Origin of the sequence: Pseudoalteromonas sp. SR44-5, from assembly GCF_014163675.1 — a bacterium.
Classification (GTDB): Bacteria; Pseudomonadota; Gammaproteobacteria; order Enterobacterales; family Alteromonadaceae; genus Pseudoalteromonas; species Pseudoalteromonas rhizosphaerae.
Genome location: NZ_JACJDT010000005.1, coordinates 37,897 through 52,011 on the forward strand (window position 1 = coordinate 37,897; position 14,115 = coordinate 52,011).

At 41.4% G+C, this 14,115-nt stretch carries 15 protein-coding genes and 1 pseudogene; 10 read left to right on the forward strand and 6 right to left on the reverse strand.

Annotated elements, in window-relative coordinates:
• Window positions 1–54: 54 nt before the first annotated feature.
• The 6 genes from dapF to H5154_RS04095 are packed head-to-tail and all read left to right on the forward strand — an operon-like array spanning window position 55 to window position 4,697.
• Window positions 55–885 (forward strand): diaminopimelate epimerase, encoded by an 831-nt coding sequence (gene dapF, locus H5154_RS04070; RefSeq protein ID WP_145239950.1) that lies wholly within the window; start codon window positions 55–57, stop codon window positions 883–885.
• A complete protein-coding gene (locus H5154_RS04075; RefSeq protein ID WP_182717475.1) occupies window positions 882–1,514 on the forward strand; it encodes a DUF484 family protein in 633 nt (210 codons plus the stop codon). The genes dapF and H5154_RS04075 overlap by 4 nt, the downstream gene beginning before the upstream one ends.
• Entirely contained in the window at window positions 1,511–2,476 is a 966-nt protein-coding gene (locus H5154_RS04080) for a tyrosine recombinase XerC (protein ID WP_182717476.1), read from the forward strand. Before H5154_RS04075 ends, H5154_RS04080 begins: the two co-directional genes overlap by 4 nt.
• Window positions 2,477–2,488: 12 nt before the next feature.
• On the forward strand, window positions 2,489–3,202 hold the full coding sequence (locus H5154_RS04085) for an HAD-IA family hydrolase (RefSeq protein ID WP_149982187.1): 714 nt from the start codon (window positions 2,489–2,491) through the stop codon (window positions 3,200–3,202).
• Between the two features lie 17 nt (window positions 3,203–3,219).
• Window positions 3,220–4,332 (forward strand): retroviral-like aspartic protease family protein, encoded by a 1,113-nt coding sequence (locus H5154_RS04090; protein ID WP_145239958.1) that lies wholly within the window; start codon window positions 3,220–3,222, stop codon window positions 4,330–4,332.
• A gap of 8 nt (window positions 4,333–4,340) precedes the next feature.
• The gene (locus H5154_RS04095; protein WP_145239960.1) at window positions 4,341–4,697 is read left to right on the forward strand and encodes a HopJ type III effector protein; all 357 of its coding nucleotides are present in this window, start codon (window positions 4,341–4,343) and stop codon (window positions 4,695–4,697) included.
• Here H5154_RS04095 and H5154_RS04100 read toward each other — a convergent pair.
• Window positions 4,690–5,100 carry an N-acetyltransferase gene (locus H5154_RS04100; protein ID WP_182717477.1) on the reverse strand — a complete coding sequence of 137 codons (411 nt, stop codon included), beginning with the start codon at window positions 5,098–5,100 and terminating at the stop codon, window positions 4,690–4,692. The two genes, H5154_RS04095 and H5154_RS04100, sit on opposite strands and share 8 nt — an antisense overlap.
• A 46-nt stretch (window positions 5,101–5,146) precedes the next feature.
• Complete coding sequence (locus H5154_RS04105; RefSeq protein ID WP_145239964.1) at window positions 5,147–5,452, reverse strand: DUF6482 family protein; 306 nt, start codon at window positions 5,450–5,452, stop codon at window positions 5,147–5,149.
• 85 nt (window positions 5,453–5,537) lie between these two features.
• Between H5154_RS04105 and H5154_RS04110 the strand changes: the two genes are divergently transcribed.
• From H5154_RS04110 to H5154_RS04120, 3 genes are all read left to right on the forward strand, one after another.
• Window positions 5,538–6,230 (forward strand): pseudouridine synthase, encoded by a 693-nt coding sequence (locus H5154_RS04110; RefSeq protein WP_182717478.1) that lies wholly within the window; start codon window positions 5,538–5,540, stop codon window positions 6,228–6,230.
• A gap of 81 nt (window positions 6,231–6,311) precedes the next feature.
• Window positions 6,312–6,686, forward strand: a complete 375-nt coding sequence (locus H5154_RS04115; protein WP_145239968.1) for a BlaI/MecI/CopY family transcriptional regulator — start codon at window positions 6,312–6,314, stop codon at window positions 6,684–6,686.
• Between the two features lie 9 nt (window positions 6,687–6,695).
• Window positions 6,696–7,907, forward strand: coding sequence for a TonB family protein (locus H5154_RS04120; RefSeq protein ID WP_182717479.1), 1,212 nt, complete (start codon window positions 6,696–6,698; stop codon window positions 7,905–7,907).
• Window positions 7,908–8,054: 147 nt separating this feature from the next.
• Here H5154_RS04120 and H5154_RS04125 read toward each other — a convergent pair whose 3' ends face one another.
• Window positions 8,055–8,438, reverse strand: coding sequence for an MAPEG family protein (locus H5154_RS04125; RefSeq protein ID WP_145239972.1), 384 nt, complete (start codon window positions 8,436–8,438; stop codon window positions 8,055–8,057).
• 273 nt (window positions 8,439–8,711) lie between these two features.
• On the opposite strand from H5154_RS04125, the gene H5154_RS04130 reads away from it, so the two are divergent.
• Window positions 8,712–9,593, forward strand: a complete 882-nt coding sequence (locus H5154_RS04130; RefSeq protein WP_145239974.1) for a DMT family transporter — start codon at window positions 8,712–8,714, stop codon at window positions 9,591–9,593.
• A gap of 56 nt (window positions 9,594–9,649) precedes the next feature.
• Here H5154_RS04130 and H5154_RS04135 read toward each other — a convergent pair whose 3' ends face one another.
• The 3 genes and pseudogenes from H5154_RS04135 to H5154_RS04145 form a co-directional block, all read right to left on the reverse strand.
• Window positions 9,650–9,967 carry a multidrug efflux SMR transporter gene (locus H5154_RS04135; RefSeq protein WP_087531228.1) on the reverse strand — a complete coding sequence of 106 codons (318 nt, stop codon included), beginning with the start codon at window positions 9,965–9,967 and terminating at the stop codon, window positions 9,650–9,652.
• On the reverse strand, window positions 9,967–11,499 hold the full coding sequence (locus H5154_RS04140) for a bifunctional GNAT family N-acetyltransferase/carbon-nitrogen hydrolase family protein (RefSeq protein WP_145239976.1): 1,533 nt from the start codon (window positions 11,497–11,499) through the stop codon (window positions 9,967–9,969). Before H5154_RS04140 ends, H5154_RS04135 begins: the two co-directional genes overlap by 1 nt.
• Window positions 11,500–11,807: 308 nt before the next feature.
• Window positions 11,808–14,032, reverse strand: a pseudogene (locus H5154_RS04145) (penicillin acylase family protein).
• Window positions 14,033–14,115: the final 83 nt, after the last annotated feature.

The following is a 14,115-nucleotide window of genomic DNA, read 5'->3' on the forward strand; positions in this document are numbered from 1 at the left end:
TAACGAGGCTGCTCTGTGGCATGATTAGCGCAGAGCAACCCGAATTAGAGCGCTATGTTAGTTAATTTTTCCAAAATGCACGGCCTAGGCAACGATTTTGTTGTAATTGATAACATTACACAAAACGTTTTCTTGTCACGAGACCAAATAAAAAAACTGGCAGATCGCCATTTCGGCATCGGCTTTGACCAACTATTAATGGTTGAAGCGCCTTATTCTCCCGATCTTGATTTCCATTATCGTATTTTTAATGCTGACGGTAACGAAGTAGAACAATGCGGCAATGGTGCTCGGTGTTTTGCCCGTTTTGTACGGATGAAAGGCCTTACTAATAAACATAAAGTCACCGTATCTACCAAATCAGGTAATTTAACCTTATACATAGAAAAAGATGGCCAAGTCACCGTCAACATGGGTCACCCTAATTTCGAACCGAGCAAAATTCCACTCAAAGCGACTAAGCGTGAACTGACTTATATTATTCGAGCAGAAGAACACACCGTATTTAGTGGTGCAGTATCAATGGGTAACCCACATTGTGTACTTGAAGTTGATGATATAGAGACAGCTGACGTCAGCACTTTAGGCCCGCTACTTGAAAATCATGAACGTTTTCCACAGCGCGTTAACGTGGGGTTTATGCAAGTGATTAATTCTGAGCATATTAAATTGCGAGTTTGGGAACGTGGCGTTAACGAAACGCTCGCCTGCGGTACAGGCGCATGTGCAGCAATGGTAATTGGCCAAATTCAAAGTAAATTATCCACTACAGTACAGGTCGATTTACCGGGCGGTAGTTTGCAAATTCGCTGGCAAGGTGAAGGCCATCCAGTGCGAATGACCGGCCCTGCAGAGCATGTATTTGATGGGCAGGTCGCTTTATGAGTAACTCAAACGACCAAGTAACTAGTGAGCAAGTGAGTGAGTTTTTACAACAAAACCCATTGTTTTTAGCTCAAAATCCAGCACTATTAGCCCAACTTGAGCTGCAGCAAGTACAAGGCGCAACCTCATTGGTGCACATCCAACAGCGTCAATTGCGTGAACACAACACCATGTTGAAAAGCAAAATTGACAGCTTAATTAAGCACGCAAAAGAAAATGAGCTAATTTATAGCTTGTTCAGCGAGTGTCATCGCCAGCTTTGGACTAACTACGACTTTAAAACTTTAGCAATAAACTTACGCAATATTATTTGTACTAATCCGGCGATTAATGAATGCCACTTGCTTAAGTATGATAAAAAGTTTGCGCAACTAATTGAACACCGCTTAGAGCATAATGGCGTTTATCTGGGTCGCGTAAATCAGCAAGAGCGAGATTTACTGTTCAGCCCTGCTACACAATCAACTGCGCTCTATTTAATTGGTAACAGTCAGCACCCTATCGCTATTTTGGCCTTTGGCAGTGATGATGCAAACCACTTCGAACCGGCAAAAGATAGTTTATTTGTACTTGAGTTTGTTCGCTCACTGCAACTTAGACTGTTGGAATTGGAACTAGAGCAGGCATGAGCGAGCAGCAGCCGCCAAATGTTGAGCAATTATGTGACAAACTAAGCGATAAGTGGCGCACGCCAATCCTATTATTTAGTGATTATCTGCGCTTCGAAAGACAATACTCACCACACACTATCAGCCAGTACACCAGCCAACTTAACTTCGCTGCATTGTATTTCAGCAAACTGTGTAATGATTGGTCAAGCGTACAGGGTGAGCATATACGCCGTTACAGCATGCAACTTAGAAGCAAGCAACTAAGTGGCCGTACGATTAGTTTAAAGCTCAGCTGCATTCGCAGTTTGTATAAGTTTTTAAAAACCAAAGATATCAGTCAACAAAACCATTATCATAATCCGGCAGAAGCAATCAAAGGCCCCAAGTTTGCCAAACCCCTGCCTAAAAACCTTGATGTAGACCAAATGGCACGGTTACTTGATATTCACGATGATGATCCTCTTGCAGTTCGCGATCAGGCGATGATGGAGCTGATGTATTCATCTGGCTTACGCATTAGTGAGTTAGTTGGTGCCAATATACAAGATATAAATCGCAGTGCGGGGGAAATATTAGTCCGCGGTAAGGGCAACAAAGAACGCCTGTTACCAGTGGGAGGCAAGGCGCTAGAATCATTAAATAAATGGCTTAAACTACGCCCTCAATTTGCTCATCCAGAAGAAATTGCAGTATTTGTCAGTAGCAAAAAGTGCCGTATTTCAGCACGTCACGTTCGGCTTCGCATGCAAGAGTGGGGAATAAAACAAGGTATTAGCAGCCAAGTACACCCACATAAATTACGCCATTCATTTGCATCACATATTTTAGAATCATCGGGTGACTTGCGAGCAGTACAAGAGTTATTGGGTCACAGCAGTTTATCGGCCACCCAAGTGTATACCCATTTAGATTTTCAGCATTTAGCTAAAGTGTATGACAACACGCACCCTCGCGCTAAAAAACGTTCAAATACCGACTAGCCAGGAGCTTATATGATCCGCTTTAATCGTGCCATTTCACCTTTTACCGTATTGAGTTTTGACTTAGACGACACCTTATACAATAACCATCCGATAATTACAGCAGCCGTTCAAGCACAGATAAATTATCTAAATGCATTGCCAAACTGGCAAGCACAAGGTAAAGACTATTGGCAACAATGCCGTGAGCAGGCGCTACTTGATAACCCCGAGTTAGTCGACAATGTTACGCAGTGGCGCAAAAGCACTCTGCGTACAGCACTGGCAAAGCTTGGTTATCAAAACGCAGAGCTCGAACACCATGCTAATAATGCTTATCAAGCATTTGCTGATGCCCGCAGCCAAATTGTAGTGGATGATAAAGTGCTCGATTTACTTTCACAACTGAGTAAACGCTATCGCTTAATTGCTATTACCAATGGTAATGTAGAAATTGAACGTTTTAACTTAAATGGTGTATTTGAACTGGTTTTACAAGCAGGTATTCACGGTAAAGCTAAACCTCATACCACGATGTTTGAACAGGCCGCCGCCGCGCTTGGCGTCCCAACCCAGCACATTTTGCACATTGGTGATAGTTTAGACACCGATGTACAAGGTGCGCATAATGCGGGTTGTCAGTCACTTTGGTTAAATGACCAACCAGCTAAATATGCCTACAAAGGCTTAGCCGATATTGAAATAACTGATATTCAAGCGCTTAAACACTTTTTAAGCCAGCCATAATATTCTAGGAGCGAGCAATGAAAGGGACTGCTGTTACTAAATTTATCACGCTGCTGCTACTGCTATCAGTGGCACTTAATGGCTATTTATTGTGGCCACAACAGCAAGCAACAGCCCCACAAGCAGCCGTTAAATTGTCGCCATCAGTTATCGTTGAAAACAATCAGCAATCACTCTATCAGCAAGCTCTACAGCAATTTAATCAGCGACAGTTTACGGCTGCCTTAGCCAGCTACCAAGCATTAACTACAAGCCAGCCATTACAAGCTGAACAACTTTACTTTTTATGGTTAGATAAACTCGATAACTGGTTAAAAAATAATGAGCTCACAGTTGCTGAGACTTTTTTGCAATTATTTTTAAATAGCTATCCATACGATATAAATATGTTACAGCTTGATGCCGAACGTTTAGTGAAAAACCAGCAGCTACACCAAGCTATTGTTGCGTTATTATCATTGCAATCACTTGCCAATGAAAGCCAGCAAGCAGCCATTAATATGCGTTTAATACAATTGACCATGGCACAAATAAAAACGCTTACAGAGCAGCACGCGTGGCAAAAAACCATTAATCAAACCTTAGTGTGGCTTGATTATGATAACGAAAATCCTAATTACTTATTCGCACTCGCTAATGCGTATTACCATCTCGGTGACCTGCTAAGCGCGCAAGCAACATTAGATCGCTTTCCTTTGGAGCATCCATTACAAGCGAAAGTTGCTGAATTACAAACACGCATAGCACAAGCGCAAAGCGGTATTGATCTGGTGCCATTACGTCCATACGGCGCACACTATTTATTAGATATGCAAATCAACGATGCGCTCAACACCCAACTAATGATAGATACCGGGGCAAGCTTTACCGTATTACCAAATAACGTATTTCAAGCATTACGGCCAATACCCGACTATATTGATAGCTTAAGCATCAATACCGCCAACGGCCAAGTAATCGCAAAACGTTACCAACTTGATTCAATTTTAATTGGCCAGCAATATATTGAAAACTTTGAAGTGTTAGTAATTGATAACCATAGTGGGTATGGATTACTCGGCATGAATTTTTTACAGTTGTTTAAATTTAATATTAATCAACAAACTAATCAGCTAGAGTTAGCTAAATAAGGATGACTATGACACTCAACGATTTTTTAAGCCGTCTGGCTAATGAGCCACACACTATTGCATTTGCCGATACGATGGCAGTGATTGAAGCAAACTATACTTTTACAGCCTGCGCATTCAATAACCACGGCTTAAAAAGTGCCGTTGGTGAAAATAATGGCTCATGTAAAATTTTTGCTTTTGCTAAACTAAACCAACTAAGTAAACAAAATACTCTAGATTGCTTTGGCGCGTTTTATCGTGATGATGTACTTGGCAATCCTAATGAGCACGATCACATGAACATTCGCACATTTATGTTAGCACCAGAAGTAACCCCCTTCTTGGGCATTACTTTTGATGGCGAACCATTAACAGCTAACTAAGTGATTTTTCCATAAAGTAGCGGGTGCCAGAGCGAGGATAATTATCGAGTTGATATTTAACTTCATAACCACGATGTTCATAAAATGGTTTAGCTTGAAAATCTAAAGTATCAAGCTGAACTTGCAGCGCACCTAACTGCTTACCCTTTAATTCGATCGCGCTAAGTAACTTACTAGCTAGGCCTTGACCGCGTGCTTTTTCATCACACCAAAGCCAATTTATTTGTAACCAGTTACCAAATAATTGAGCAGCTACAGCCGCCACCACTTGCTGATTTTCATCAACAAATTTACACCCCAATGGCAGTCTTTGTGCATCAAAGTAAGCTTGATTATAAGCAACTATTTGCTCACGCAATAACTGTTCTAATACCTGTGAATCATCATTTTCAAACTGATACATGGTCGCTTTTTACCAAGTTAAAAGGTCAGTTTAAATGACTAGCAAGTTAATATAAATGATTTTTACCGTAAGGCACCTCAAGCATATTACTGCCCACTTTTTCACTCTGGCCACACATTTCATCGTATGCACTGGTATGACGCAATACCATTTGCGCATAACTAAGGTGGTCGAGTCGTTTTTGAATATGCAATGGACTTAAGCCACGAATAAACTCCCCTTGCTCATCCGTTACATAATACTCAACATTGTTGATCATCACCGACACTTGGTATAAAGCCATTTCCAATGAGTGAACAATAACTTTTTGCAAAGGCTGATGGTTTTTAAGTTCTGATAATTTTATCGCCATGGTGAAACCCTTTTTACAGTGGATTAAGTTATCTGTACGTTGCTTTGATATACTTTGATCAATTTAAACCGAAGCGACTTAATTTATGAGCGAGAAAACTCGTCTAGCTAAATACCTTGCCCATGCTGGCGTTTGTTCTCGTAAACAAGCCTCGCGGCTGATTGATGAAGGTGTGGTGAGCGTAAATAACCGCCCAGCCAATCATATTGATCACGTTGATGATATCGACGATATACGCGTCAATAACACGCGTGTACAAGGTAAAGCAACGCGCGTTTATTATGCCTATCACAAACCGGTAGGAATTGATTGTAAACTCAATCAACATGACCCTAGCAGCTTAATTCACCATCTACCAACAGACACCCGCGTATACCCCATTGGCAGGCTAGATAAAGATTCTCGTGGTCTGTTAATACTGACTAATGATGGTGAGTTTTGTAATCAGCTGATCCATCCTGACTTCCACCAGCCAAAACGTTATTTAGTCACTGTTGATAAACCGCTTAATGATGGCTTTAGCCAAAAAATGGCAAATGGTGTGCCTGTTGATAAACATATCACACTGCCATGCACCGTGGAGAAAGTAGCCGACTGCCAATTTAGTATTATTTTAAAGCAAGGGCTGAATCGCCAAATCCGAAAAATGGCCCATTACTGTGGCTATAAAGTGATTGACCTTTACCGAGAACAAATTGCCGAGCTTAATTTGGCCACCCTAAGCCTGCCAGAAAATACCTATCGTAAAATAAATAAATCTGACATTTTAAAAAACTAATTATTTTTATATAAAATAGTTGCAAAGTTTGATTACAGGTGTAATCTTAAGTTAAAGATTACACCTGTAGGCAATATATATATGATTGAATTATCAAAAGCAGAATTTGAAGTGCTCGATGCACTTTGGCTGAACTACCCTGCTACAGCAAGCCAAATTATCGAGCGTTTAAGCGATGATAAACAATGGCACGAAAAAACCATTAAAACCTTACTCGGTCGATTAGTAAAAAAAGGCGCACTCAGCTTTGAAAAAGATGGCCGCCAGTATATTTACACTCCTTGCATGGAACGCGCTGAATACACGCTAAAAGAAAGTCAAAATTTTATTGAGCGTTTTTTTAGTGGCCGTATCGCGCCGTTAGTCAGCGGTTTTGCTAAATCTGAGCAACTTTCTCAACAAGACATCAACGAACTTAAAAAGGTGATTGATGACTGGGAAAAACAGCAAAAGTAAGGGCTTAATATGTTAGAAAACACCTTTAACTGGCTTCTTGAGCAGCAACTATTAATCAGCTTACTGATACTCAGTTTGCTGGTTTTAGAACGCTATTCACTAAAATGGCTCAATGCTAACTTTGTCTATAAGTTATGGCTAATGTTACCAATCACATTACTGCTAGCAAATATGCCAGAGCATTTTAAGCCGCTGCCAAACAACGTCATTAGCACTATGCTGATCAGCCCCAAGCAAGGTTTTTCAACAACGATTAGTATTAGTTGGGTACTAGTTTATAGCGCTATATTTAGCATACTGGCGTTAACTGCCATCGTGGTACACCTGCGGTTTATCAACCAATTACGATTAACCAATCTTGATGATAAAGTGCTGATTGACGCACATCCCGACATGCAACTATTACAAAGTAGCGCCGTTAGTACACCAATGGTTATAGGGCTATTCAGTAATCAGCTAGTCCTACCAACCGCCTATACACAACACATTGATAGCACTGCGTTAACGCTGATCATTGAACATGAAAAAGTACATATAAAACGCGCCGATAATTTATTTAATGCGCTGGCATTAATGGCCACATTGCTGATTTGGTTTAATCCACTGGCTTGGCTTGGCTACATGAGCTTTAGACGCTTGCAAGAGCTGTCGTGCGACGAAAAAGTACTGACCAATAAAACTACTCAACAACGCATTTTATACAGTAAAGCTCTGATCAACTGTGCAGCAAATAGCCGTGCAGGGTTAATAGCTTACTCACACTATGGAGATAAAAACACGATGTTACAACGACTCAATCAAATCAAACACACCGGCAATAGCTCAATGATTGCCAAAGGCGCTTTACTTATTTTTGCAGCGGGTATGATCAGCAGCTTTGCTATCGCAAAACAACCTGAAGCAATAAGTAAGGTGCAAGCTATTTCACCCATCATGCGTATTGAGCCTATTTACCCGATACAGGCAGCTGAACAAGGTATCAGCGGTTCAGTAGTATTAAAATACGATATTAGCCCAGCCGGAAAGACACAAAATGTGTCGGTTGTGAATGCCAAACCTGAAAGAGTATTCGATAAAGAGGCAAAAAAAGCGCTAATGCAATGGCAATATAAGCCTTCAAATTCAGGCTTTAAAGATGTATTGGTACAGTTAGACTTTGCAATTGACAGTAATTACAAATCAGAACAACTGATTGAAAAGGTGACTGTTGCGGCTAAGTAAATTTTAACAACCAAAGACCCTAAAGCAAGCGCCTTATTGAAGCCGCTTGCTTTAGCGTTTTAAAAAACAAAGCTTATACCAATCGACTTAAATATTTAACCATTCTAGCGAGCTAAATAAATGGTCAGTAACTTAACACGATTGGTATTACAAGCACACAACAATCATAGCGACTGCAGCAGCTAAACCAACCAGCCATGATAAAGAACGCAGTACGTCTAAATTTAGATAGTAAAAAGCACAATATAGAACGCGGGCAATAATATGAGTAATGGCTAATAGCTCAGTAACTTGGTGAACATTATTGGTGCCCAGCACGGTGGCTAACGCTACAGCAAACACGGCCAATGATTCAAAACAATTTTGATGTGCTGCCAGCGCCCTTGCGCCAAATCCGGTGAGCTTAGACTGTTGCTCTCTTGGCTGCTTATTATCGTAGCCATCGAGCTTGTTCATTGCAAATGCCACGGGGGCCTTGGCAAAGTAAGGCATCAGTACAGCAAGTAGTGCGCAAATAAGTAATATCGTCATCGTTACTCCTAATCATAGTTTTCATTAACTTAGCACAGCTAAACTGATCGCGTAATTGACTTGAGTAATAAAAAAGCCGCAATGACTTATATGAAATAAATACAAGGCATTGCGACTAACAATAACATCGCGATAACTATAGCCCAAAAAGTTGGATTTGCAGCTGTGGCATATTGTCGCAGCAAAGATATTTTCATTTTATGGAATCTTAGTTCGCTTTAGAGCCCTGGCACTGGTAACTTATCCGCCTCTGTGAATTGCTGTTTTTTCATTATGACTTGGATCTTTTTAACTATTTTAGCCGCTTTTATGCAGTCGTGGCGCAACGCTTTACAAAGTAAACTAAGTGCGCATGTGAGTGTTGCAGGCGTCACCTTAGCGCGCTTTATACTTGCAAGCCCACTTGCTTTGGCATACCTCATTTCATTATATCTCTATCAAGATGCTCCCTTGCCCACCTTCAACCTAGCTTTTATTAGCTACATTGTCGGCGCGAGCATAGTGCAAATTATTGCAACAGGATTAATGGTGACGTTATTTAAAATGAATAACTTTGCTGTTGGTGCTGGTCTTGCAAAAAGTGAAGCTCTCGTTGCGGCTATACTAGGAGTATTATTTTTTGGCGCGACGCTATCTTTATTAGGCTGGCTTGGCGTGTTTATTGGCTCAATTGCAGTATTACTATTAAGTGGAATTGCTAACATTAAGCACTTTAGCTTAAAAACAGCCTTACTAGGCTTGGCCTGTGGGACAGCATTTGCACTTTCCTCATCATGGATACGCGAAGCAAGCCTAAACTCAGGTCTGTCGTTTCCTTATTCCGCAGCATGGGTTTTACTGCTTATTATCAGCCTGCAAACTATCATGCTATGTGGTTATATTACAGTAAGGGAACGCTCAACATTTCGCGCTATGTGGAACCATAAAAAAACCACCAGTGCGGTGAGTTTTTTTAGCTGCATAGGCTCGATTGGTTGGTTTAGTGCGATGAGTTTACAGCATGTTGCCTATGTCAAAACCTTAGGGCAAGTAGAAGTATTTTTTACAATCTTGATCTCAGTTTTATGGCTCAAGCAGCCTTTAAAACGTCAAGATACCGCAGGGCTGGTGTTAATTGCTATAGCCGCAGTATTAGTCATGTTACCTTCGATATAAACAACAAAGGCGGCTCACTGCAACGTGGCCGCCTTTCGATTTTTTAATTCACTGAATTAATGGCTGATTTTCAATGTGATAACGCCGCTAATAATCATTAATACACCGGCAATACGGCCGAATGTTGCTGCATCATTATAAAATAGTATCCCTACTAAAAATGTTCCTGCCGCGCCAATACCTGTCCACACAGCGTAGGAAGTCCCCATCGAAATATCACGCTGTGCCAGCCATAACATAAAACCACTGGCGACCATAAACGCCACTGCAATGCCAATACCTAACCAGCGATTTTCACCCTCTTGCGACATTTTTAATCCTACAGGCCAGCCAATTTCCAGCAAGCCTGCAATAATTAAATAAATCCACGCCATTAATTTTCTCTCTTTTTCAATATTACATCGTACAGATCTTCACGACGATCTTTTAAGTTACGCACCGTGCCTTCACTGTGCAGAACTTTTAATTTATCCATATCTAAATCACTAAATAACAGCATTTCAGTATTGGGGGTTGCTTCATTAAGCGTAGCATCATGAGGGAACGAAAAATCAGACGGTGTTAATACCGCTGATTGTGAATACTGCACATCAAGACTTTCAACTTCTGGTAAGTTACCTACCGATCCGGCAATAACCACGTAGCATTCGTTTTCAATGGCCCGCGCCTGCGCGCAGTGGCGTACTCGTAAATAACTATTTTTGGTGTCGGTCCAAAATGGCACAAACAGAATATCGAGACCTTGTTTTGCTAAAATACGTGACAATTCAGGAAATTCAACATCGTAACAAATTTGAATACCCACGCGTCCAGCATCAGTATCAAATACCGCAATTTTGTCACCACCTTGAATCACCCAGTCATTTTGTTCATGAGGCGTGATATGAATTTTACGTTGTTCGTCAATTTTACCACTGCGATGGCATAAATAACTGACATTATAGATTTTATCGCCTTCAGCAAGCGGCATTGAGCCGGTGATAATATTCGCATTATACTCAATCGCCATACGCGACATCGCATCACGAAAAGTCTCCGTGTATTCGGCTAAATAACGAATAGCCTCAGTCTGATTTCTTTGCTCTGTAAGCCCCATTAGTGGCGCATTAAAAAACTCCGGAAAAAGAATAAAATCACTTTTGTAATCAGACACTGTGTCTACAAAATATTCGACCTGCGTGAGCATTTCTTCAACCGACTCAACACTGCGCATTTGCCATTGCACTGCGCCTACTCGCACTATCGACTTCGTTGATTCAAGTACCGTGTCGGTCGGTTCAAACATAATGTTATTCCACTCAAGTAGCGTGGCATAACCCACCGAATTTTGATCTTCCGGTAAATACTTTTTAAGTAAGCGTTTAACCTGGAAATCATTCGACAATTGAAAACTTAAAATTGGATCATACAGCTCTTTATGATCGACTTTGGCAATATATTCTGTTGGACTCATGTCACTGCTATGATTGTAATAACGCGGAATACGTCCGCCCGCCAAAATAGCCCGCAGATTATACTGACGACATAATTCTTTACGCGCATCATAAAGCCTGCGCCCTAAACGCATACCACGATGAGTAGGCGAAATAACCACATCTAAGCCATACAGCGCATCACCATCGGGGTCACTAAATACCCGGTCATGGCCGTCAACAATATCTTCATAGGTGTGCGGATTAGAAAAGCGCGTGTAATCAACTTGCACACTCAACGCAATCCCTACCAGCACGCCATCATCCACCATGCCCAACTGCCCTTCAGGGAACTGGTCAATCAGTCTAAATATAGTATGGCTTGGCCATGCACCACCTAAATCTGGATAAGCCTGATCCATCAAAGTTTTTACTTGTGGATACTGCTCTTTAGTTAAATTACAAATCTCAAGATGGGTTTTTTCTGCCGACATACACAACTCCTTTAGGCGTAGGACATTAAATTTGATAGTTCAATACGCGCATAATACGTGATCAGCTCTGAACGCTTGCTTAGTGCAGCATACCTAGCGCTGGTTTATTTTTAAGATAGCACCAACAACAGTGTTGAAGTAAGTATAAGTAGGTATAAATTTTTAGTTTTACACCTCTTTGCTCAGCTAACATTAACGCTGGTTTAGCGGTTTTCGACCTAAAGCTTAGGTTAATTGCACTTTATAAGAGTAAAAGTAATGGCCGAAATCAAGCGGCCACTACCTCAAAACAAGGTGGCTTTACTCATTTAAAGCTCATTTGCAGGTAATATTGTGATCTCATGCATTAGTGTTTGCGGTAATAGCGGCGTTGGTTTTGCAGCTACGTAGTCATCAAATCCTGCGCGATAAAATGGCGATAGTGGATGACCTGACTGGCCACCGGGAATGGCCATTATGGCATTTTCTAAATGCCCAGGTTGAGCAATAAATCGCTGTGACGCACCAAAACTACGCCCCTGCACTGCTGGCATATAACTGTCGCCAAATCCTGGCGCTGTCGGCATATTTAATAATTTACTTAGTTGTGGTATTTGCTGTGCGAATGGATGCTCAATAACCAATTCATTAACTGTCCCCCACTGCCAACCTTTTAAGTTACTGCCAAACTCTTTACTTAAATTACTGACAACTTGACTAAATGAATCAGTTAATTGTGCATCCCAATCAGCAAATTGTGGATTTAACCAGCTATCTGGTTGCTGTTCAATAAGCTGCCATATTGCCGGCTCTAAATCACGTTTAACATACTTTAATGAACCGCCCTGAGCCTGTAAATTTGCTTGCATAGCCGTAAATACACTATTGATAACTTCATCACGATAACGCCTAACCAGCGTGTAGCCTATTGACGTTGCACAGGCGCAACCTTGCCAGTTCTCTAACTCTTTTATGTACTGCTGATTAGCCGAACTATTTCTATTAAGCTGTTGCAGCAATAAGCTATGCCACGGTTGTAAAAAGCGCGCCTGATTATCATGCTGCAACTGGTTAAAATTAGCTTCATTAAAATGTTGCTTTTCATACAATCTATCACGAATTTGACTAGATCGTGCTCCCAAGGCATAACCACCATTACCAAAACGCTGGTCATCCAAAGCCGATACAACGCGAGAGTTCCCAGTCCATAAACGGCCATCAACAGGATTTTTAACTTCCGGCCTTTGCTGTTCATTATGCTGCCAAAGTGTTGAGTAGTCATTTTCCTGAACAGCTAGTTCACTGGGCTTAATACGCCCTGGAATGGCTCCCATATTTTTCCAACCCGCATTGCCTTGGCTATCTACCACCATTAAGTTTTGTACTGGAATACCCACTTCACTGGCAATCAGCAGCGCGTCATCGACAGTTGTTGCTTGTTCTAATTTCAATAAATCCATATCGACTGCATAAGGTTGATGGCCAACCCAGCTAAGCGCATAAGGCTTGCCATTTATTTCTCGCACTGGACCATACTCACTCAATGTCAGCTTATATTCTTCAATTGACCCATCGGGTAGTGCTATTTGCTCAACTTCTTGCCATGTTTTACTGTTATCAGTTAATGCTACCCAATCGGCAGTATCGAGGTAACCATTAGTAAATCCCCAGGCAATATTGTTATTAGTTCCCACCACAATTGCTGGTGCGCCAGGCAAGGAAACCCCTGTCACTTGGCTCACTTTTCCTGACATTGCATAGTTAAGTTGCGCACGATACCAAATAACCGGCACCGCCATCGACAAGTGCATATCATCCGACAGCATCCCAGCACCTGTGGTAGTTAACTGCCCAGTCACCGCCCAGTTATTACTACCACGTTCTTGATTTGCATCAATCCTGAGTAAAGCTTGTAAGGTTTGCTTAGGAAATTCAGGAATAGTTAAATTATAAGGTGCGAGTGTGCTGCCATCTAAAGCCGCTTGATATTGACTGGGTTGAGTTAAAAAACTGACCATTTCTGGGCCATAAATATCGGCAATTTGAATTAACGCTTGGTCACGTTCGAAGGTCGCCGTTTGTAAATCTAAGTACATACTGTAAATCACTAACAAACTGTCTTCACTGCGCCAAGGCTTTTGCTCAGCGCCTGTTAGTAAATATTCAAAACTGCTAAAACCTACCTGTGCTAAGCCTTCGTTAACGCCAGCGGCATAACTTGTTAATAATGCTTGATCTGCTTGAGGCAATTGCTCAACAATCGCAGCGCTGCGTTTTCGTAACTGGTGGAAGCGCATTTTTTATCCAAACCTAATGCTGCTTTGCCAAACAGTTCACTCAATTCACCTGCAGCATTACGGCGCAACAAATCCATTTGAAAAAATCGGTCTTGACCATGTGCGAAACCTAAACCATACGCAGCATCAAGGCGGTTCTCAGCTGAAATAACTGCTTGACCCAGTTGGTCTCGGGAGATTTTTACCGCTTGGCTGACGTGGTTACTACGCCCATTACCATCAAGCGCCGGTAAGCTAACTGACAGTACACCATAAATAACTGCTGTTGCAGCTAATCCTAAAATTACGATTGCTAACACCAACCACTTGATAATTTTAAACATGAACCAGTCCTTTTACT

Bases quoted from the DNA above. Each gene is read 5' to 3' on its own strand.
- dapF (WP_145239950.1), top strand. From the start codon at position 55: ATGTTAGTTAATTTTTCCAAAATGCACGGCCTAGGCAACGATTTTGTT.
- H5154_RS04075 (WP_182717475.1), top strand. From the start codon at position 882: ATGAGTAACTCAAACGACCAAGTAACTAGTGAGCAAGTGAGTGAGTTT.
- H5154_RS04080 (WP_182717476.1), top strand. From the start codon at position 1,511: ATGAGCGAGCAGCAGCCGCCAAATGTTGAGCAATTATGTGACAAACTA.
- H5154_RS04085 (WP_149982187.1), top strand. From the start codon at position 2,489: ATGATCCGCTTTAATCGTGCCATTTCACCTTTTACCGTATTGAGTTTT.
- H5154_RS04090 (WP_145239958.1), top strand. From the start codon at position 3,220: ATGAAAGGGACTGCTGTTACTAAATTTATCACGCTGCTGCTACTGCTA.
- H5154_RS04095 (WP_145239960.1), top strand. From the start codon at position 4,341: ATGACACTCAACGATTTTTTAAGCCGTCTGGCTAATGAGCCACACACT.
- H5154_RS04100 (WP_182717477.1), bottom strand. From the start codon at position 5,100: ATGTATCAGTTTGAAAATGATGATTCACAGGTATTAGAACAGTTATTG.
- H5154_RS04105 (WP_145239964.1), bottom strand. From the start codon at position 5,452: ATGGCGATAAAATTATCAGAACTTAAAAACCATCAGCCTTTGCAAAAA.
- H5154_RS04110 (WP_182717478.1), top strand. From the start codon at position 5,538: ATGAGCGAGAAAACTCGTCTAGCTAAATACCTTGCCCATGCTGGCGTT.
- H5154_RS04115 (WP_145239968.1), top strand. From the start codon at position 6,312: ATGATTGAATTATCAAAAGCAGAATTTGAAGTGCTCGATGCACTTTGG.
- H5154_RS04120 (WP_182717479.1), top strand. From the start codon at position 6,696: ATGTTAGAAAACACCTTTAACTGGCTTCTTGAGCAGCAACTATTAATC.
- H5154_RS04125 (WP_145239972.1), bottom strand. From the start codon at position 8,438: ATGACGATATTACTTATTTGCGCACTACTTGCTGTACTGATGCCTTAC.
- H5154_RS04130 (WP_145239974.1), top strand. From the start codon at position 8,712: ATGACTTGGATCTTTTTAACTATTTTAGCCGCTTTTATGCAGTCGTGG.
- H5154_RS04135 (WP_087531228.1), bottom strand. From the start codon at position 9,967: ATGGCGTGGATTTATTTAATTATTGCAGGCTTGCTGGAAATTGGCTGG.
- H5154_RS04140 (WP_145239976.1), bottom strand. From the start codon at position 11,499: ATGTCGGCAGAAAAAACCCATCTTGAGATTTGTAATTTAACTAAAGAG.